General features: G+C 61.9%; 17 protein-coding genes. 3 read left to right on the top strand and 14 right to left on the bottom strand.

All coding sequences use genetic code 11. The annotated features are described in order from the left end of the window. The first annotated feature begins 4 nt into the window (after positions 1 to 4). Together IQ26_RS30455 and IQ26_RS39830 are read left to right on the top strand one after the other, a co-directional pair. Positions 5 to 1132 carry a WD40 repeat domain-containing protein gene (locus IQ26_RS30455; protein ID WP_145722103.1) on the top strand — a complete coding sequence of 376 codons (1128 nt, stop codon included), beginning with the start codon at positions 5 to 7 and terminating at the stop codon, positions 1130 to 1132. 33 nt (positions 1133 to 1165) lie between these two features. Continuing rightward, positions 1166 to 1339 (top strand): hypothetical protein, encoded by a 174-nt coding sequence (locus tag IQ26_RS39830; RefSeq protein WP_167522717.1) that lies wholly within the window; start codon positions 1166 to 1168, stop codon positions 1337 to 1339. Between the two features lie 251 nt (positions 1340 to 1590). Here IQ26_RS39830 and IQ26_RS30450 read toward each other — a convergent pair whose 3' ends face one another. Further along, positions 1591 to 2454, bottom strand: coding sequence for a nucleotidyl transferase AbiEii/AbiGii toxin family protein (locus IQ26_RS30450; protein ID WP_145722102.1), 864 nt, complete (start codon positions 2452 to 2454; stop codon positions 1591 to 1593). Continuing rightward, entirely contained in the window at positions 2451 to 3278 is an 828-nt protein-coding gene (locus tag IQ26_RS30445; RefSeq protein WP_145722101.1) for a type IV toxin-antitoxin system AbiEi family antitoxin domain-containing protein, read from the bottom strand. Before IQ26_RS30445 ends, IQ26_RS30450 begins: the two co-directional genes overlap by 4 nt. Positions 3279 to 3446: 168 nt before the next feature. Here IQ26_RS30445 and IQ26_RS30440 point away from each other — a divergent pair, with 168 nt between their 5' ends. After that, positions 3447 to 3695, top strand: coding sequence for a helix-turn-helix domain-containing protein (locus tag IQ26_RS30440; RefSeq protein WP_145722100.1), 249 nt, complete (start codon positions 3447 to 3449; stop codon positions 3693 to 3695). A 453-nt stretch (positions 3696 to 4148) separates the two neighbouring features. Here IQ26_RS30440 and IQ26_RS30435 read toward each other — a convergent pair whose 3' ends face one another. The 12 genes from IQ26_RS30435 to IQ26_RS30380 all read right to left on the bottom strand — a co-directional run bounded on the left by IQ26_RS30435 (position 4149) and on the right by IQ26_RS30380 (position 18271). Next, positions 4149 to 5459 (bottom strand): HlyD family type I secretion periplasmic adaptor subunit, encoded by a 1311-nt coding sequence (locus IQ26_RS30435; protein WP_145722099.1) that lies wholly within the window; start codon positions 5457 to 5459, stop codon positions 4149 to 4151. Next, positions 5459 to 7204, bottom strand: coding sequence for a type I secretion system permease/ATPase (locus IQ26_RS30430; RefSeq protein WP_145722098.1), 1746 nt, complete (start codon positions 7202 to 7204; stop codon positions 5459 to 5461). Before IQ26_RS30430 ends, IQ26_RS30435 begins: the two co-directional genes overlap by 1 nt. 105 nt (positions 7205 to 7309) lie before the next feature. Then, entirely contained in the window at positions 7310 to 8701 is a 1392-nt protein-coding gene (gene eglC / locus IQ26_RS30425) for an endo-1,3-1,4-beta-glycanase EglC (protein ID WP_145722097.1), read from the bottom strand. Between the two features lie 266 nt (positions 8702 to 8967). Next, positions 8968 to 9789 carry an IclR family transcriptional regulator gene (locus IQ26_RS30420; RefSeq protein WP_145722095.1) on the bottom strand — a complete coding sequence of 274 codons (822 nt, stop codon included), beginning with the start codon at positions 9787 to 9789 and terminating at the stop codon, positions 8968 to 8970. Positions 9790 to 9853: 64 nt separating this feature from the next. After that, entirely contained in the window at positions 9854 to 11053 is a 1200-nt protein-coding gene (locus tag IQ26_RS30415) for an aminotransferase class V-fold PLP-dependent enzyme (RefSeq protein ID WP_145722094.1), read from the bottom strand. 15 nt (positions 11054 to 11068) lie between these two features. After that, positions 11069 to 11575, bottom strand: coding sequence for a RidA family protein (locus IQ26_RS30410; RefSeq protein WP_145722093.1), 507 nt, complete (start codon positions 11573 to 11575; stop codon positions 11069 to 11071). 13 nt (positions 11576 to 11588) lie between these two features. Next, entirely contained in the window at positions 11589 to 12569 is a 981-nt protein-coding gene (locus IQ26_RS30405) for an ABC transporter ATP-binding protein (protein WP_240547303.1), read from the bottom strand. Between the two features lie 8 nt (positions 12570 to 12577). Further along, entirely contained in the window at positions 12578 to 13597 is a 1020-nt protein-coding gene (locus IQ26_RS30400) for an ABC transporter ATP-binding protein (RefSeq protein ID WP_145722089.1), read from the bottom strand. Continuing rightward, a complete protein-coding gene (locus IQ26_RS30395; RefSeq protein WP_145722087.1) occupies positions 13594 to 14817 on the bottom strand; it encodes an amidohydrolase/deacetylase family metallohydrolase in 1224 nt (407 codons plus the stop codon). The genes IQ26_RS30400 and IQ26_RS30395 overlap by 4 nt, the downstream gene beginning before the upstream one ends. Further along, a complete protein-coding gene (locus IQ26_RS30390; RefSeq protein WP_145722085.1) occupies positions 14817 to 15680 on the bottom strand; it encodes an ABC transporter permease in 864 nt (287 codons plus the stop codon). Before IQ26_RS30390 ends, IQ26_RS30395 begins: the two co-directional genes overlap by 1 nt. Further along, positions 15680 to 16621 (bottom strand): ABC transporter permease, encoded by a 942-nt coding sequence (locus IQ26_RS30385; RefSeq protein ID WP_145722082.1) that lies wholly within the window; start codon positions 16619 to 16621, stop codon positions 15680 to 15682. Before IQ26_RS30385 ends, IQ26_RS30390 begins: the two co-directional genes overlap by 1 nt. Positions 16622 to 16732: 111 nt before the next feature. Continuing rightward, positions 16733 to 18271 carry an ABC transporter substrate-binding protein gene (locus tag IQ26_RS30380; RefSeq protein WP_145722081.1) on the bottom strand — a complete coding sequence of 513 codons (1539 nt, stop codon included), beginning with the start codon at positions 18269 to 18271 and terminating at the stop codon, positions 16733 to 16735. Between the last annotated feature and the right edge of the window lie 3 nt (positions 18272 to 18274).

Genomic DNA, 18274 nt, shown 5'->3' with positions numbered 1-18274 from the left:
GGTCATGAACCAGCACGCGATACAGAACCTGACCTTGTTCGACCTTCTGGCGCGAAGCTGGCATCGCGCCTCGGCGATCGCCGATCTGTGCTTCAGCATTGATGGCTCGGCTGTTGCATTCACCTGCGTGGACGGAACGGTCGCCATCGCTGCGGTAGCCGACCAGGAGCCGCCCGAGTCGCGGATCAGGGTGAGCGGCGATCTCGGCCAGACGACGATCCGCCCGCGGGAGAAGCCACCAGCACCATTGATCGCCACCGTTGCGTTGGGGGATGGAGACGTCCCGCTCGCCAGCTATCTTCGGTCCGACTTCCTCGTCGGAACGGCGGGCGGCGAAGCCGTGCATCTGACTGCGGGTGGAGATGTTGTGGAGACGCTGGTCAAGATCGATGGGCCGGTCGTCGCCATCGACCATAGTGCCAAGGCGGCGGCGACGGCCGTCAGCAACGGCCAGGACGTCTTCCTGTCGCGCAACCGAGACGATGCGGTAAGATTGCGACATGGAGCGACACAGCCTACTGAGGCTCTCGCCTTTTCGCCAGATGGGCGGCGCCTGGCCGGCGGCCGGGACAATGGACTATCGATCTGGGCGATCGACGGCGACGCCACCCCGATACGCGAGGTGTCCTTTTCGGCGCGCCCGGTATCGATCCGCTGGAGTGGCGACGGCACATGGCTGGCCTGCGGGCTCGAAGCCGGGGGTTTTGCCCTGGTCAGCGTGGCCGATGGCCGGACTGACATTGTCGCAGGATTTCCATCGCCGGTCCGCACGGTGTGCTGGAGCCTGCCGGACAATGCGCTGTTCGCATCGGGCGCATTCCGGATCGCCGGCTGGTCGATGAACGCCCCTCCCCTTGGCGACAAAAAGTCTGGCGCGCTGGAGACGGGTCGCACCGGGCTGGTTTTGATCGAAACAGTGGCGGCGCACCCAGAGAAGAAACTCATCGCGGCCGGCTACGCCAACGGCCGAATCAGCATCGCCCAGATCGGCGCGTCGGGCGAACTCCTCGTCAGGCCCTTGGGCGGCGCGGTGACCGCGCTTGCCTGGTCCGGCGACGGACGGCATCTGGCGGTGGGCGCCGTCGACGGCACCGCCGCGATCGTCACCTTTCCCGCGCAGATGTTCAAATAACGCAAGCAGACCCGCAAGAGACAGGAGGAAGAAATGCAAACCGCACCCACTCCCGAGGACGAGAGCAAGGACGAGTTTTTCGAACGGCTCGCCAGACTGTCGGAAGAAATGGTGGCCAAGCACGGCAAGGATTTCAGCATGGGCGCGCTGGTGCTCGCCGCCCGCTGGATCGCCGAAAATCGCGTCGGCCGATTGAAGAGCAATTAGCCCATACGGGAATTGAATGCCCTAGGCGCGGCAGGGCATTCGGATATGCCATGTTGCCTTGCCGTTCTCCGTGGTGCGACGAGCTTCAAAATGTCGTTGGCGCTGGACCAAAGCCGGTGAGGGAAGCGCGCCGACCGGCGCGACCTCCTAGTCGAGCTGCCACCATTGCTCCGCTAGCGCCGACCGGCCCGCCGCTCTCGATGTGTTGATCGATTGTGCCCAGCCCGAGCCAAAGGGACGCTGAAAGGCGGTCAAGTCGCAAGCCCGAAGCGTTCTTTCATTTCGTCGGCGCGCGCCCAGGGCTGGCCGGGAAGCCGCTCGATGAAGTTGTCGTAGACATTTTGGAAGGAGACGAGCGTTGAGGCATCGGTCAGGGCGTCGGCCTGTGCAGCCGGCAAGAGAGGTCTCATGTCGAGGAGGAGTCGCGGTTTGGCGAGTTTGCCGAACATGCGTTCCTGCGCCTGGGCCCGGGAGATCGCCTGGCCCGACAGGGCAACATACCGCCCGAAATAATCGACCACCTTGGCGACATCTACCTCGTCAAACGCGCCGAGCGCGTGATCGAGGTCGTACAGATCGCGGCCCTTGTCGCGCTGAAGCAGGGCGCGCAGTTTGGTTGCCAGCATCTCCTCGCGCGAGAAGGTCGGCACTGTCGTCGTGCCCGCAAACCACGGACTGTCGACTGAGAACGGCAACGCAAGCGGAGTGTCGAAAGCTTCAGTCTCGCTGGTATTGGTTTCCACCTTGAGGCGTATTGGCACGCCGCTTCCATCTTCCGCCTCGACGCGGAAGCGGAGTTTTGGGGCGACAACGCTGGGATCATAGTTTGCTTTACCCAGCCAAGGCTGAAGCACGGCGCGCAAGGCGTCGAGTACCTGCCCCATCGGCCCGATCTGCGTGCGCACCAGATCAATATCCTCCGAGTAACGCAGAGGTGACGGGAAATGCAGTTTGTTGAGGGCGGTGCCGCCCCGAAAACGAAGTGCTTCATGCAGGAACGGATCATCGAAGATGGCGACGATAGCCCGACTGATTATGAGGTCCTGTTCGACTTGGCGCTGGTCGGCCCATGGGACGAGCGCCCCCCAAGCGACGATGTTCTGCGCGGGGATCATTCATCCAACTCCGGTATGCGCCGTACGATGACACGCCAGCGTTTGTTGCGCTCCTGTATCGGCGGTGCGAAATCCGGATCGGCCGTTTCCTTGCTGTCGAGCTCCGTCCACCTGACTGCGCCGCGCTCCATAAGCCCGGAGTGCATCGCGGAGGCTCGCTCCCCATGTCCGAGTCGATCAAGCAAGTAGCCAAGCCGCTGGACGATGGGGCGTTCGGCGGCGGCTGACAATGCGCCCAGTTGGTGATCGTCGATTTTCTCCGCGAGGTCGGCGAGGACAGTCGCCACATTGTCGAGGCCGCCTGCCGCGCGAGGGTAGCGCAGGAGATCGAGCGCGGTCAGCGCGGCGCCGGACACGCGCATCGTGCCAGTGTCCGTCTTCCGGTCTTCGATGCCGTCGGCGACCGCGGCCATGTCTTTGCGGTAGTAGAAAGCGATCAGGTTGCGGCCCGCCCTTATTTTGGAAAGGCGCTTGCCGGTAACGACCTGGAATTCCATCACCGCCTGGTGTGTCGCGCCATGCAGTTCTGCCGCCTTGAGGAGCCCGACATAGTAGGGCTCGCCGGTATGGCGCATGAGCGCGTCGATGTACCAAGGCGGCGGCGGTGCACCCCACGAGGCGAACTGCGGCGGCACGACGACGTAGAAGTCCTGCCGCGGGTTCAGGAGATGGCGGCGTCGTTGGAGGCGCTCAGCGGCGTCCAGGAACGCGCCCCGTCCGACGCCGAGGGCCTCCGCAGCCTCGCCACCGGTAAAGACCAGCCGCCCGGCGGCTAGCAGGCCGGCCATATAGGAAGACAGGGCTGAACGTTGATCGTGTACCATGTCTAATTATCCGCGCTTGGCACGGATTTTTCAACATGATTTGCGAGAACATGGAAAATCGTTTCAGTGAATCCGCGGTAAGTGCGGATATTTCATAATGATTTACAGTAGGCAACCTCTTGACCAAAATGGTCGGTTCTCCTTTACGCTGATTCCGCGTATGCACGTGTGTTACGCGAGGATAAGGAACCGATCTCATCGCTATATCTCAACGACATCGAACATGATCGTCGCAGCCCGTCTTCGGATCGCATTGTCCAGCAATTCGCCGACGTCCTCGGCATCGACCGCGACTGGCTGTACTATCTCGCCGGTCGGTTTCCCGACGACGTACGAGATAAAAACCTTTCGCAAAAACAGGTATCCGAGGCAATGGTCGCCTTCCGCCGCAAACTCGACCAGGGTGGAACCTCCTAATGGTCCGCTATGTCGCCGATCGCATCGGGCGCTTCACGCAGCGTGCGCACTACGAACCGAAGGAACTCGACAAGGAATGCGAGGCCATCATCGGCGGCTTCTAAAGGACCGCCACGGCGAAATCACCTATCCGATTTCCACGGATGACCTGACCGTGCTGATCGAACGCGATTGGGTGCAAAGCGTCCGGTTCAGACAAATACTGTCCCTCCTTCACAGTTCGTACTCGGGCTACTCTCTCGGGTAACCAAGAGATTTTCGGCGACGCATTCGAACAGCACGCGAGACAGCAAGGCAGTCGAGGGCTCAGTCGTCTTTCCAACCCTCTTCAACTTCAAAATTTCCGAGTTCGACAACCGTATTCCTGTCACGCCTGGAGCATAGGGCGCATTGATGAGGAAGGTCCGCTCTCTGCAGAGGCGGACCGTCATCAGATCGAAATCGAGACGCAACTCACTCTTCTCTGAATGCCCGCTGGATCTGATCGGTCAGAGGTTTTACGAGATAGGACAACATCGTGCGGCTGCCGGTCGAAAAGAATACTTCGACAGGCATGCCTGGCGCCAGGACCAGGCCTTTCAGCCGCGTAAGTTCGGTGCGTGGCAGGCTGAGACGCACAGTATAGAAGCTGGCGCCGCTTTGCTCATCGATACTGAGATCCGGGGAAATCTCACGCACCACTCCATCCAGCTCTGGCGTTATCCGCTGGTTGAAGGCCGAAAGCCGCAAGGTTGCGTTCTGCCTTGGCGCCAGCTGATCGATATCTTGCGGGTCCACACGCGCCTCAACGGTCAGGTCGTCGGTGACCGGCACAATGAGCATGATGAGCTCTCCGGGAGAGATAACACCACCGACTGTGTGCACACCGAGCTGATGAACGACGCCGGTCTGCGGACTGCGTATATCGATCCGCTTGAGCTGATCTTCGGCCGAAACCTTGCGCTCGACGAATTCAGAAATCTTTGCCTGGACCTCACGCAGTTCGGTCGCCACTTCGCTTCGCAAATCCTGATCGATCTGAATGATCTGCAAACGGATTTCGGATGTACGGCCCTTCGATTGCGCTATGGACGCAGTCAGTTGCCCGTGTTCGCCTTCGAGCCGGACGGCATCGCGCTCAAGTGCAGTTATGCGGTCAATTGAAACCAGCTTGCGTTGCCAGAGTTTGCGCATCCCCTCAAGTTCAAACCCGATCAACTCGATTTCCCGGCTTTTGGCATCTCTTTGCTCGGTCAAGCCGGAGACTTCTTCGGCGAGCTGAGCGATACGCTCTGTCAACTGAGCCTTCTGGCCAGCGCGCGCCTGCCGGCGAAATTCGAACAACGACTGTTCGCCGGCCATCGCACCACCGATCTCGGGATCGTCCTGCCGCGAGGTCAGCGAAGATGGAAAGACGATGGTGTCGGTGCCACCACGCTCGGCCTCGAGGCGCGCCAAACGGGCCTCGAATTCGTCCAGGCTCTTCGTGACGATCGCCAGATTGGCTCGAGTGACGGTCTCATCAAGGCGGATCAAGACTTGGCCCGCCTTTACGGCATCGCCTTCTCGGATCAAGATTTCACCGACAACGCCGCCCGTCGGATGCTGTACCTTCTTGACGCTGGAATCGACGACCAGCTTTCCCGAGGCAATCACGGCCCCGGAGATCTCGGTGACGGCGGCCAAGCTTCCCACGCCGCCAATCAGAAGGATGCAGACTGCGACCCCAGCAAGCAGATAGCGCCGAATGGTCCGGTCAATCGCGGATGCAGTGCGTTGTGCCATCAGGATGCAGATCCTTCAGGACCAGAGACGACCTTCAGAGGAACGCCTCCCGGACGGGTTACCTTGTTCAAGACATCATTCTTCGGGCCAAACACTTGGATCCGGCCATTTGCCATGACCAGGATCTGATCCAGGCTTGCAAGCGCGCTCGGCCGATGTGCCACCACGACGGCAATGCCGCCGCGGGCACGCACACCCTGGATTGCTTCCGTCAAGGCGGCTTCGCCTTCCGCGTCAAGGTTGGAATTCGGCTCATCGAGGATGACCAGGAACGGGTCGCCATAGAGCGCCCGGGCGAGCGCAACCCGCTGCCTCTGGCCAGCCGAAAGCGCCGACCCGGCCTCGCCAACCCGCGTCTCGTAGCCCTCCGGTAGATGGGTGACGAGATCATGAACGCCGGCTGCTCGCGCAGCCTCGAGTATCTTGTCCGATGGCGCTTGCGGTTCGAAGCGCGCGATGTTTTCGGCAATGGTGCCGTCGAACAGTTGCACGTCCTGCGGCAGATAGCCGAGATGGTTGCCCAGTTCTTCCGGCGACCATTGATCGAGCGTTGCGCCATCCAGCCTGACGGTTCCGCGGACTGGGAGCCATATGCCGGCAATCGCACGCACGAGCGATGATTTACCCGAAGCGCTTGGTCCGACGATGCCGAGGCCGGCGCCTTTTTCCAATGCAAAGGTGACGTCTTGCACGACCACACGGGGCTCGCCCGGCGGCGTGACGCTGAGGCCTTCGACCGCAAGAGCAGATATAGGCGCCGCTAGCGAGACACTTGTTGTGGTTTTGGGAAGCAGTGCCAAAAGCTGCGTCAGCCGGGCCCATGCCTGGCGCGCGGTGACGAAGCCCTTCCAGTGGGCGATAGCCAGTTCGATCGGTGCGAGCGCCCGGCTCATCATGATCGAGCTGGCGATCATGATCCCGGCTGTGGCTTCCTGATGAATGACCAGGTAAGCGCCAATCGCCAGGATGCCCGACTGCAGCATCATGCGCAGGACCTTCGAGAGCGTTCCCAGGGTCCCAGCCAGATCGCTGGCTTTCGCGTTCGTGTTCAGATAATCGGCGTTGACGCTGGACCAGCGCTCGGCGATGCGCGTGCCAAAGCCCATCGCCTGCAGGACCTCGGCATTGCGACGCGTGGCCTCGGCAAGCGTGTTGCGCGCTGCGGCCTGGCCGTTGGCCCGTCTCGCAGGCTCTCTTGTGCGCGCTTCGGCAAACAACGTCAGGCTGAAGAGTATGACTGCGCCGGCCAGTGCCGTCATCCCGATCCAGAAGTGGAACAGAAAGCAGATTGCCAGATAGAGCGGCATCCACGGCAGGTCGAAAAGCGCGATCGGGCCCGGGCTCGACAGAAACGACCGCACCTGGTCCAGATCGCGTAGTGACTGAAGGCCGTCGCCCGCGAGCTTGGTGCGCAACGGCAAATGCATAAGGGCGGTATAGGCCTGTCCGCTCAATTGCGCGTCCAGGGCCATTCCTATACGCACGAGCAACCGCGACCGGATGAGCTCGAGAACGCCCTGAAAAACAAACAGTGTGCCGGCAAACACGGCAAGCCCGACGAGCGTCGGCAAACTACGGCCAGGTATGACGCGATCGTAGACCTGCAGCATGAAGAACGAGCCGGTCAGTGCCAGAACATTGACGACGCCGCTCATCAATGCAATTCCCGCCAACGCTCGCCGGAAGGAAGCCAGAACCGCCGCGAGGGTTGTTCGCTGCGGCTCGGATGGATGGGGAAGCGACATCGCCCTCACATCAGTCCCAGTTCAGTCTCAGGCGGCAACGATCGCGCCCGAAATCAGGCCTGATGCCGAACGTGTCCGTGCCGCACCCACCGTCGGGTATTTCGCTTAGATAACCCAATCGTTCAACGCATAGGCATGGATGTAGTCGATCTGCATTTCTGCAGGCGTCGCAAGCCCATCGGCGGGCGCTCCCGCGAGGCCACCAACCCCCATATTCACCACCATATACATCGGATCGTGCATGTCGGCAGGCGTTGCGGCACGTGCAACTTCGACGTCGTCGAAATACCAGACGAGTTCGTCTTCTGTCCACAGCACCCCGTATGTGTGGAAACCTTCGGTATCCGCGGTATAGGCAGTCGAGCCGACTTTCGTATGAGTTCCCGTCGCGTTCGAGTGAGCCGTCAAAATGAGCTTGTTCGGATCCTGGCCGAACATCTCTATGACATCCAGTTCCGGTGGCCAGGAGCCGTCCGCCGGAAGAAGCCAGAAGGCCGGCCATACACCTTTTGTTTCGGGCATATCGGCTCGAATCTCGAAATAGCCGTAGGTCTGCGTGAAGGATTCGTAGGTCGTCAGCACACCTGACGTGTATTGGTAATTGTTTATGTAGGGCCGGATCGCCGCGGGAGCCTGGGCGGCAGTAATCGTGAGAACACCGTCCTCAACGCTGAATGGGTTGACGGAGCTCGTCGGGGCGTAGTCGGTATCGATGTACCATTGAAGCTCGTTGGCGGTGGTGATCGAGCTGCCGTTGGCGGCTCCCCACGGGAAGTTCGAGTCCCAGGTGCCGCTCGTGCCATTCCACAGGTTCAGCGTGTCGAACTCATCCGAAAATGTAAGTTCCAACTCCGACCTGTCCACGGCCAGCTTGAACTGACTTGCGGTGAACTCGCCGATGGTCTTGTTGGCGAAGACGAGAAACTCGTCATCGGACAGATTAAGTCGGACGTTGGCTCCCGACTGGACCATGTTGGCACGCACCTCCTCGAAGGAGGTGAAGCCGTAGCTCCCGACGCGCACGCTATCTTCGGCGCGAAAGTCAAGGATCAGGTCACTGCCGTTACCTTCGGTGACGACGAAAATATCCGCCCCGGATCCGCCCTTGAGAACGTCATCGCCCTGTAAGCCGTCGATCGTCTGTTGGCCGGAGCCGCCGGTAATGATGTTGTTTAGCTCGTTTCCGAAAGCATAGCGTTTGTCGCCCGTGACCGTCAGGTTCTCGAAATTGGCTGGGAGCGTATAGCTCATCCAGGTCGAGATGGTATCGACACCCTCGTTAGGCAGCTCGACCGCCTTGTTTTTCGAGGAATACAGATAATAAATGTCGTCGCCCTTGCGGCCATACATTGTGACGGTGACGTTGCCGTCGCCGTAGATCGAGTCGTTGTAGAGGCTGCCATAAAGGGTTGGGCCGGAATTCGTCGCCGAGTACCACTTTACGGAGGACCCGCTGTAGGGGAGTGGAACGCCCTTGGCGTTCAATACCGTGGCCATCCCGGTCTTTTCTCCTTTGTCTCGCTGCGATCAGCCCTAACATTTATCGGGGCTAAAGGAGCCACTGCTTTCTGACTTTCGAGTTCGGAGGGTTACCAAACGGTTAACGCAACGGACATCCACCAGATGATTATCTGAAGTTGGTAAACGGAGGCGAGAAGAGGCCTGGCTCGAACACTGCGGCGCATCTCAATAGAGAGCGCTGAGCGAACGTTGTATCGGCAAAGGTTTTCCAGAAACGTTCGCAGCAATCGAAGGGACGGCCGTCATGGCCGGTCGGCACGCCACCCGAGTCGCGACTCGATGCGGCGAGCACTTTTCTTGACCATCGTTATCAGATCGGGATTTTCCTGCTTCAACTTCACGTCAGGGACGACGATCGAGATCGTCGCACGACAGGCCCCCTGGTTGTCACGGATGGGAGCCGCGATGCAGGCAACGGAGAAGTCCGATTCGCCGGCCTGGATCGATAAACCCTTCTCCAGCGCCGCCGCGGCCGCTCGTGCGAGCACATCCTTGTCGGTCTCGGCACGTCCGGTCGGAGAGGCGATCGCAGATCGGGCGAAAATGGCGCGGCGTTCGGCTTCCGGCAAGTGGCCGACGAGCAGCCGGCCAGACGCTGTCCAGTTCAGGGGTGTGCGGGTACCGACGCGAGACGTGACCTGAAAGTGATCTTTGCCTTCTTCCATAGCAAGCACGACCATATGGTCACCGTCACGTCCGCATAGCTGGATTGTCTCTTTCGAACTCTGCGCCAACTCGTGCATCTCCTGCGTCGCTACGTTGAGCAGGTCCAGCGTGCGAGCATAAGTCAGACCGTACTGGTAAAGCCGCGGGCCGAGCCAAAGCAGGCCGCCATCCTTGCGGTCCAGCAGTTCCTTCTCGACCAGATCATCGACAATGACGTAGATGGTCGACAGCGGCGCGCCGATATCATGCGCAATCTCATATGCAGTGGCTGGCCGCCCCTTCTTTTGCAGATAGTCGAGTATTTGCAGCGCGCGATCGATACCGCTGGTGCGCGAGCGGCGGGGTTCTCGCGCGCCTTCGGCGGGATTCAGATCCAGGTCGGTCGCTGTCGTTGGCATGGCATTCCCAGCATCGATTATCGCGTGCACTGTAGGGCAGCAGGGGCATTTACCACAGCCCCTCTCAATCCGGCCAGTTGAGGATCGCGGCTTCGCGGGCCATGAGACGCTCGGTCAGCGGTGTGGCGATGATCGCATTCGACATGCTTGCGGCATCAAGTTCCTCGGCAAGCCGAAACGCTACGACCAATTCTTCGTCCGGATGCAAGTTGCACGGATCGAGGAAGAAATAACCGTGCTCGACTTCGTGATCGCGGACGATCACCGGCCGGCTGCCGGTGGCCAGCCGGTCGGCCAGATCCCAGGCCGTGATACGGGCATCGGCCGCAGCGACCGACACCTTCAAGCGATCGAGCGGATTGCTGGTCGGGTCGGGTACGATGGCGACGGTGACTCCGGGCCGCCCCTCGAGTGCTTCCGCCCAGCAATCCAGCGCTCGGCGTTCCCGTTTGCGAATGCCGTCATGGTCGCGGGTTTTCCAGGCCTGGAGAGCAGCGAGCGCGCCAACGATGCCTTCCTTCCCAACTTTCATGCCGCGGCCGATGCCGCGGTTTTGCAAATAGACGTCGCGCACCCGCGCCTTCGAGCCTGCCACGATACCGGATGTCGGGCCACCCAGGAATTTGTGACCCGAATGCAGCACCAGATCGGCCCCGCTGGCGAGGAGGCCCGTCAGATCATATTCGGACGCCGCGTCGACGATGACCGGGACGCCCCGTGCGTGGGCGCCTTCAACGAAGATCTTCAGCGGGATTTGCCCGTACTCCACGACATGGTGCGATACGACATAGACTGCGGCAGCAGTGCGCTCCGTGATGGCGCCGGCGAGCTGATACGCCGAGGCGCTGGTCGCCTGACCGACCGGCACGACCTTGGCGCCGGCGAGACGGATCGCTTGTTCGATCGGCGCGCCATAACTGACCATATGACCGGACTGGATGACGACCTCGTCTTTCAGGCCGGTAGCATCCGGTAGCCGTTCGATCGCGGCGAGGTCGGGGCCGGTCATGCTAGCCGCTACAGCTAGGCTGATTGCGGCGGAACAGGAAGCGGTGATGAAACCGGCCTCCGCGCCCGTCAATTCGGCGATCACCGTGCTGGCCTTGCGATGCAGATCGGCGATTTCGACAAACTCGGTGAGAATGCCGGACACCGCCTCGACAGCCGCGGGAACGACAATGGAGGCACCGAGCGAGGTCATCGTGCCCGAAACATTGATTACGGGCCGAAGGCCCAAGTGGCTGCGGATATCGTCGACAGGCATGGTCTTGTGCTCCAGCTATTCGTGGTCTGATCGATCGATGGCAATGACGGCTTCGATCTCGACGCTGATCCTTCCCGGCAGCGAACCATGGCCGACCGCAGAGCGGGCGTGGATGCCGCGCTCGCCAAAAACATCGATGAGCAGGTCCGAGCAGCCGTTGATGACCGCGGGGTGATCGGCAAAATCCGGCGTGGCGTTGACCATGCCGAACAGTTTCACCACGCGCCGCACACGGCGCAGATCGCCGAGCGCTGCGTGCATGACGGCAATGAGGTTGATGCCAGTCAGCCGCGCATGGGCATAGGCCTGATCGACCGTCACGTCGGCGCCGACCTTGCCGGTGTAGCAGCGGCCGTCGGCCTCGTATGGCCCCTGCCCGGATAGAAACAACAGCTTGCCCTCCTGCACATGCGTGACAAAATTTGCGATCGGTGACGGTGCCTCGGGCAGCGTTATTCCAAGCGCTGCAAGCCGGTCGTAGGGCGTGCTTTCCGGACGCTTCTTGAGTTCGGAAAAAGTCATATACAAACTCCAGTCAGATCGTTTTGTCGTTGTGCCGGATGCAGGCCACATGATGCCCGCCGCCGACATGGTCAAGGGGCGGGATCATCCCGGCGCAGGCGGCAATCGCCTCCGGACAGCGGGTGCGGAAGACGCAGCCGGAAGGCGGGTCTATCGGGCTTGGAATGTCGCCATGCAAGGCGACGCGGGTGCGTCGGCGGGTCGGGTCGGGCACCGGTGCAGTCGCCAGCAACGCCTTGGTATAGGGATGTCGCGGCGCGGCGTAGAGGAGACGGCGCGGGCCACGCTCCATGACGCGACCGAGATACATCACCACCACTTCGTCGCAGAGGTATTCAACCACCGAGAGATCGTGCGCGATGAACAGGAGCGTCAGGCCAAGCCGCTTTTGCAGCTCACCGAGCAGGTTGAGCACCTGCGCCTGCACCGACACGTCGAGCGCCGAGACCGGCTCGTCGGCGACGATGAATTCCGGCTCGACGGCAAGAGCGCGCGCGATGCCGATGCGCTGCCGCTGGCCGCCGGAGAATTCGTGCGGATAGCGCGAGGCGTGATCCGGCGACAGGCCGACCAGCGCCAGCAGTTCGGCGACCCTGTCGGCGCGACGTTTTCCTCGCGCAAAGCCGCGCGCGTCGAGTGCCTCGCCAATGATGGCGGCAATGCGCATGCGCGGGTTGAGGCTGGAGAACGGATCCTGGAACACGATCTGCAGCTTTTGCCGGTAGGTGCGCATTTCGCGCGCGGACAGCGAAAAGAGGTCGACGCCGTCGAACAGCGCCTTGCCTGCGGTCGGCTCGACCAATCTGAGGATGGCGCGCCCGGCAGTGGTTTTGCCGGAGCCAGACTCGCCGACCAGCCCCACGGTCGAGCCGCGTCTGACGTCGAAGCTGACATCCTCAACGGCATGGACTATGCGGCCATTGCGAGCGGGAAAATGCTTGGTGAGGCCCTGCACGCTGAGCAGCGGTGTTGCCTGTGCTTGATCAGGTATCACGGCGACGCTCACAGCTCCGCGCTCCTGATGCAACGGGAAGCGCCATGCGGCCCGGCTGGCACCAGCGCTGGCGGTGCTGCCCGGCAGGGCGCAATGGCCAAGTCGCAGCGCGGCTCGAAAGCACAGCCAAGCGGCAGATCGGTGATTGGCGGCACGCTGCCGGGAATGGAATAGAGCGCGCGGCGCTCGCCATCGTCGTCGATGTCGCGGGCGGCGTTCGGCGTGCAGGCCAGCAGCCCTCTCGTATAGGGATGGCGCTGATGCGAGAACAGGTCGTTGACCGGCGCCTGTTCGACGACGCGGCCGCCATACATGACGACGACATCGTGAGCAATCTCGGCCACCACGCCGAGATTGTGGGTGATGAACAGGATCGACATGCCCAGTTCGGCCTGCAGTCGGCGCAGCAGATCGAGGATCTGCGCCTGGATGGTGACGTCGAGCGCCGTGGTCGGCTCGTCGGCAATCAGTAGCAATGGATTGCAGGCGAGCGCCATGGCGATCATCACGCGCTGGCGCATACCGCCCGACATCTGGTGCGGATAGTCGTCGAGCCGCGAGACGGCGTCCGGAATCTCGACCTGCTTCAGCAAAGCGAGCGCACGTTTGCGCGCGGCGTGACGGTCGACCGGCTCGTGCAGCGCGATCATTTCACCGATCTGGTCGCCGACCGTGAATAGCGGGTTGAGGCTGGTCATCGGCTCCTGGAAGATCATGGCGATTTCCCGGCCGCGTATCTTGCGGAATTCCTTCTGGGTGAACCCGGCGAGGTCGTGGATGTACTCCTGCCGGTCGCGGAACAAGATCTTGCCGCCGGCGATCCTTCCGGGCCGCGACAGCAGGCCCATGATAGACAGGCTGGTCACTGACTTGCCGGAACCGGATTCGCCGACAACGGCCAGCGTTGCGCCGCGCCTCAAGTCGAAGGTCACGCCATCGACAGCCTTGGCCGTGAGACGGCGGGTCTGAAACCAGGTTCGCAAATCCCGAACCGACAGGATGACGTCGCTGGCGATCTCGCCGGTCATGATTTCCACCCGCAATGCGGACAGACGTGCACACTGCCCGCAGAACCATCCGACGGCACGTGGCGGTGGGCAACGATCGCCTCGGCGCCGAGGATGGCGTGGCGCGGTTCGAACAGCCGGCGCAGCGTGCTTGTCGCCCCTTGCGAATCCTTCACGGTGAGGTCGGCATCGACGAGGTCGAACACAGTGAATTCCGCCGGCCTACCCTTCTCCAGCAGCCCGTCCGAGGGCAACCGGATGGCGCGGCGCGGCGCCGTGGTAGAAGCCGCCACCACGTCCTCGAATCCCATGCCGAGTGACAGCAGCTTCGACATAGTGGTTGCCATATCCCACACCGCGCCGTCGAGCGAGCGGTTGTGCAGATCGGTCGAGATCGTCTTCGGTGGCAGACCGCGCTCGAGTGCCGCCTTGGCGACATCGAAGGAGAAGGAGGCGCCGCCATGGCCGACATCAAGCACAATGCCGCGCTGCGCCGCATCCTCGGCGAGGCGGTAAAGATCGTCATCTTCGATGATCGAGCCGCCGGCCTTGCCGTTGAAGCAATGCGTGACGATGTCGCCTTCGGTCAGCAGGCCGAGAACGTCGTCATAAAGTGGCGGCGGCTCACCGACATGCACCATCAGCGGCAGCTTGAGGATGCGGCAGAGCTTTTTGGCCAGCCGGACCGGTGTCAGGTCCCAGCCGCCGGTAATGACGTGACTGGCGCGCACCTTCAGTCCGACAATGACGTCGCGGTTGGCCTCGACGGTGGCAATGGTGCGGTCGATGTCGATCGAGCGCATGTCGATCAGCTCACTGACGCGATTGCAGGCGACGAGGCCAATCGAACCAATATTCAGGAACGCGTATATATTCTCCCGCGCCGGCTCCATGATGAACTCGCGAAAGCCGTGAAAATTGGCTTCGCCGGCCGAGCCCGCATCGACCATGGTGGTGACTCCGCGCGCGGCGCCACATTGCTGCGGCCGCAGCGAAATGTCGGTGCCGCCATACCAGACATGGACGTGGAGGTCAGTCCAGCCAGGCGACAGGGACGCGCCATTTGCCTCCACCACCTTCACGTCATCCCCGACGGCGATCGTCGAACCGGTTTCGGCGATGCGGCCATCCTTGCCGATCAGCACGTCGATGGTCTTGCCAACCCCGCCGCCGAAGCCGATCGGTCGTGCGCCCTTGATCAATAGCGACCTTTCGGTTTGGGAAAAGCGATTGCCGAACATCAAATGTCCTTTGCCAGACGAGGGTCGAGGAGATCGCGCAGGCCGTCGCCGACAAGCTGCAGCGACAGCACGGTGAGGACGATCGCCGCGCCCGGGAACATCATGATCCAACCGGCCTGATCCATGTATTGACGGCCGGTGGCGATCATCGTGCCCCAGGTCGGGATATCGGGCGAGATGCCGACGCCGAGGAAAGAGAGGCCGGCTTCGGCAAGGATGGCGTTGGCAAAGATGAAGGTGCCCTGCACCAGCAGCGGCGAGGTGACGTTGCGCAGTACGTGCCGCACCAGGATGACCGGCGTCGGCACGCCCAGTGCGCGGGCAGCCTCGACATAAGGGAGTTCGCGAATGACCAGCGTCGAAGCGCGCACGACGCGGGCGAGCCGCGGCGCGTAGACGATGCCGAGGGCGATGACGACATTGATCGCGGTCGCGCCAAGTGCCGCCACGAGCGCGATTGCGAGCAATATGTCGGGAAAAGCCATCATGGCATCGATCAGCCGCGACACCGGCGCGTCGAGCTTTTTGAAGAAGCCGGAGGTCAATCCCAAAACGATGCCGATAATCGACGAAAAAATGACGACGGCAAAGCCGACGCTGAGCGAAGTGCGCGCGGCGTAGAGCATGCGCGTGAAGACGTCACGGCCAAGATCGTCGGTGCCAAACAGATGGTCGAGGCTCGGCGGATGCAGCCGGCTGGCGATGGAGAGCTTGGTCGGCGCATAGGGGGCGATGGCGGGCGCGAGGATGGCGGCGAGCACGATGACCACCAGCACGGCGACACCCACGGCTGCCGTCGGCCGGGTCATCAGCCGCGAAAGGACATTGGGCTCGGCCTGGGGTGGGACGGAAATCGCGGCCATCAGTAGCGCACCCTTGGATCAACAGCCAGATAGAGCATGTCGATGGCGAAATTGACCAAGACGTACAGCCCAGCGATCACCAGCAGCGCGCCCTGGATGACCGGATAGTCGCGCCGCAACACCGCCGAAACGACCAAGCTGCCGACGCCGGGCAGGCCGAACACTGTCTCAGTCACCACCGCACCGGAAATCAACAGTGCTGCGGTCAGGCCGATGACGGTGAGGATAGGGATCAGCGCATTCTTGAAGGCGTGCTTCAGGACAACGCGCCATTCGCTCATGCCTTTGGACCGGGCGGTCCGCACGTAGTCGTCATTGAGCACATCAAGCATCGAGGCGCGGGTAAAGCGGGTGATCAGTGCCGAGCTCACAAGGCCGAGCGCCAGCGCCGGCAGCACCAAATGGTCAAGCCGGTCGGCAAACGAAGCTCCCGGTCCGCCATAACCAGACGTGTCGAACCAGCCGAGCTTCACGGCGAAGAACTGGATGAACAAGAGGCCGAGCCAGAAGCTCGGCACGCTGGCTGCGAACATGGCGATGGTCGTCGCCGCCTGGTCGAAGATCGAGCCGCGCCTGTAGGCCGAAAGTATTCCGACAGGCAGCGCGATGACCGTCGCGATCACCAAGGAGAAGACGGTGAGGAAGAAGGTCGGTTCGGCGCGCTGAGCAAGCGCGGTGGTGACCGGCTCGCCGAGGAAGATCGACTGGCCGAAATTGCCTTGGGAGATATCGAAAACATAGCGCCCGAACTGTTCGAGGATCGAGCCGTCGAGCCCGAGCTTGGACCGCAGCGCGGCGATATCAGCGGCCGTGGCCTCTGGCCCCAGCATGACCGCCGCCGGATCGCCGGGGGTCACCCGCACGATAACGAAGACAATCGTCACGACCAGTGCCATGACGACCATCATGCCGAGAAGTCTGTTGAGGATCGAGCGCAGCATCGGCGTTCATACCATCCCTGAGCAATCATCGAGCGGTTTGCCGGGCGCCGGCTTGTCGGCTGGCACCCGGCCGTCTGTTCCCGGTTGAGGCGACAGGCGGGAGGGGCCGTCTCAGTTGCCTTCCAGATAGGCGTTCCAGAAATATGGCCATGGGGCCGGCCTCACGCCTTTCAGCGTCGGCGCCTGGGCGGCTAGCGCGTTGAAGTCGCCGACCTTGAAGGCCGGAACCTCGTCGTAGATCGCCTTCTGGACATCTGCGAACAGCGCGACGCGCTTGGCCGGATCGGATTCGGCGTTGAAGGCCTCAAGCACCTGGTGTTTGCGGTCCGAAACCCACCACCCCGGCGAGGAATCCGACATGATGCCGGTCAGCGACGGCTCGGGCAGAAACGGGCTATGGGTGATATAGATGTCCCACAGTGCCGGGTCGGTGCGGTTCTTGGTCAGTGTCGCCCATTCGACCACGTCGAGCTGGACCTGGAAGCCGGCAGCCTTGAGATACTCGGCGGCGACCTGCGCCATCTTGTAGTGGAACTCGTACTGGCGGCTGGTGAGAATGCGCAAAGGCTTGCCGTCATAGCCGGCTTCCGTTAGCAACGCCGCGGCGGCTTCGGTGTCGCCATCCGGCTTGTAAGCATCCGTGCCGACGTCCGTGTGCCAGGCAAAACCTTCCGGATACATGTCGCCATCGACGGCGAAGAAGTCTTTCGAGCCGAAGGCGGCGAGCAGCATGTCGTTCGGCGCCAGCGCCGCTTGTATGGCCTTGCGGATGCGGATATCGGAATTCAGTCCCTGTTTGGTGTTCAGGACGAAAACCGGCCAGCCGAACGGCTTCAGAATAATCGGCTGGGTCTTGCCACCCGAGATTTTGTCAAAGGACTCGACCGGCAGCGAGTCAACATAGGCGAACTGGCCGGCGACCGCGCCTTCGACGCGGGTGTTTGCATCGGGAACCGGCACGAAGCGGATTTCGTCGAGATACTGCTTTCTGGCGCCACCATAGCCGTTGGGTTCGCCGTCGCGCGATTTGTAGCCGTCGAAACGGGCAAGCTGGATGTATTGATCGGGTTTGCGGTCCTTCAACATGTAGGGACCAGTACCGATGAAGCTGGTCAGCGGCTCCTGCCCGGCGTTTTCCGACGGAATGATGATCGCGGCAGCATTGTTCAGCGACAGCAGCGACAAAAGCGGCGCGAACGGCTTTTTCAGAATGATCTTGACGGCGTGGTCGTCAACGGCATCGATCGCGGCGATGACTTCGGCTGCCTGCTTGCCGCGCGTGGCAATTTTCATCCACCGCTGCAACGAGGCGATCACGTCAGCCGAATTCATGTCGCTGCCGTCATGGAACTTTATGCCGGTTCCGAGCGGGATGGTGTAGGCGAGGCCGTCCGGCGAAATCTGCGGCATGTCGGCGGCCAGCAGCGGTGCGATGCCCCAATCCTTGTCGAAGGTATAGAGCGTCTCGTAGATGTGTTGCGTGACGATGCCAACCAGATCGGCGGTCGAGGCCATCGGATCGAGCGTCGGCGGTTCTCCGATGGTCGCCACATCGATCACTCCACCTTTCGCGGGCTCGGCCCACGCAGCGCTCGTCGCCGGCAGCATAAGCGCGGCGAGCGAAGCGACGATTTGCAGGTAGCGCTTCATCTT

It is taken from the genome of Mesorhizobium tianshanense (assembly GCF_007830515.1).
GTDB lineage: Bacteria > Pseudomonadota > Alphaproteobacteria > Rhizobiales > Rhizobiaceae > Mesorhizobium > Mesorhizobium tianshanense.
This window is presented reverse-complemented; position numbering and strand designations above follow the sequence as displayed.

Coding starts and splice junctions, on each gene's coding strand:
- eglC (WP_145722097.1), bottom strand. CDS start 8,701: ATGGCCACGGTATTGAACGCCAAGGGCGTTCCACTCCCCTACAGCGGG.
- IQ26_RS39830 (WP_167522717.1), top strand. CDS start 1,166: ATGCAAACCGCACCCACTCCCGAGGACGAGAGCAAGGACGAGTTTTTC.
- IQ26_RS30415 (WP_145722094.1), bottom strand. CDS start 11,053: ATGCCTGTCGACGATATCCGCAGCCACTTGGGCCTTCGGCCCGTAATC.
- IQ26_RS30430 (WP_145722098.1), bottom strand. CDS start 7,204: ATGTCGCTTCCCCATCCATCCGAGCCGCAGCGAACAACCCTCGCGGCG.
- IQ26_RS30385 (WP_145722082.1), bottom strand. CDS start 16,621: ATGCTGCGCTCGATCCTCAACAGACTTCTCGGCATGATGGTCGTCATG.
- IQ26_RS30455 (WP_145722103.1), top strand. CDS start 5: ATGAACCAGCACGCGATACAGAACCTGACCTTGTTCGACCTTCTGGCG.
- IQ26_RS30410 (WP_145722093.1), bottom strand. CDS start 11,575: ATGACTTTTTCCGAACTCAAGAAGCGTCCGGAAAGCACGCCCTACGAC.
- IQ26_RS30395 (WP_145722087.1), bottom strand. CDS start 14,817: ATGTTCGGCAATCGCTTTTCCCAAACCGAAAGGTCGCTATTGATCAAG.
- IQ26_RS30400 (WP_145722089.1), bottom strand. CDS start 13,597: ATGACCGGCGAGATCGCCAGCGACGTCATCCTGTCGGTTCGGGATTTG.
- IQ26_RS30390 (WP_145722085.1), bottom strand. CDS start 15,680: ATGGCCGCGATTTCCGTCCCACCCCAGGCCGAGCCCAATGTCCTTTCG.
- IQ26_RS30420 (WP_145722095.1), bottom strand. CDS start 9,789: ATGCCAACGACAGCGACCGACCTGGATCTGAATCCCGCCGAAGGCGCG.
- IQ26_RS30435 (WP_145722099.1), bottom strand. CDS start 5,459: ATGGCACAACGCACTGCATCCGCGATTGACCGGACCATTCGGCGCTAT.
- IQ26_RS30450 (WP_145722102.1), bottom strand. CDS start 2,454: ATGATCCCCGCGCAGAACATCGTCGCTTGGGGGGCGCTCGTCCCATGG.
- IQ26_RS30380 (WP_145722081.1), bottom strand. CDS start 18,271: ATGAAGCGCTACCTGCAAATCGTCGCTTCGCTCGCCGCGCTTATGCTG.
- IQ26_RS30445 (WP_145722101.1), bottom strand. CDS start 3,278: ATGGTACACGATCAACGTTCAGCCCTGTCTTCCTATATGGCCGGCCTG.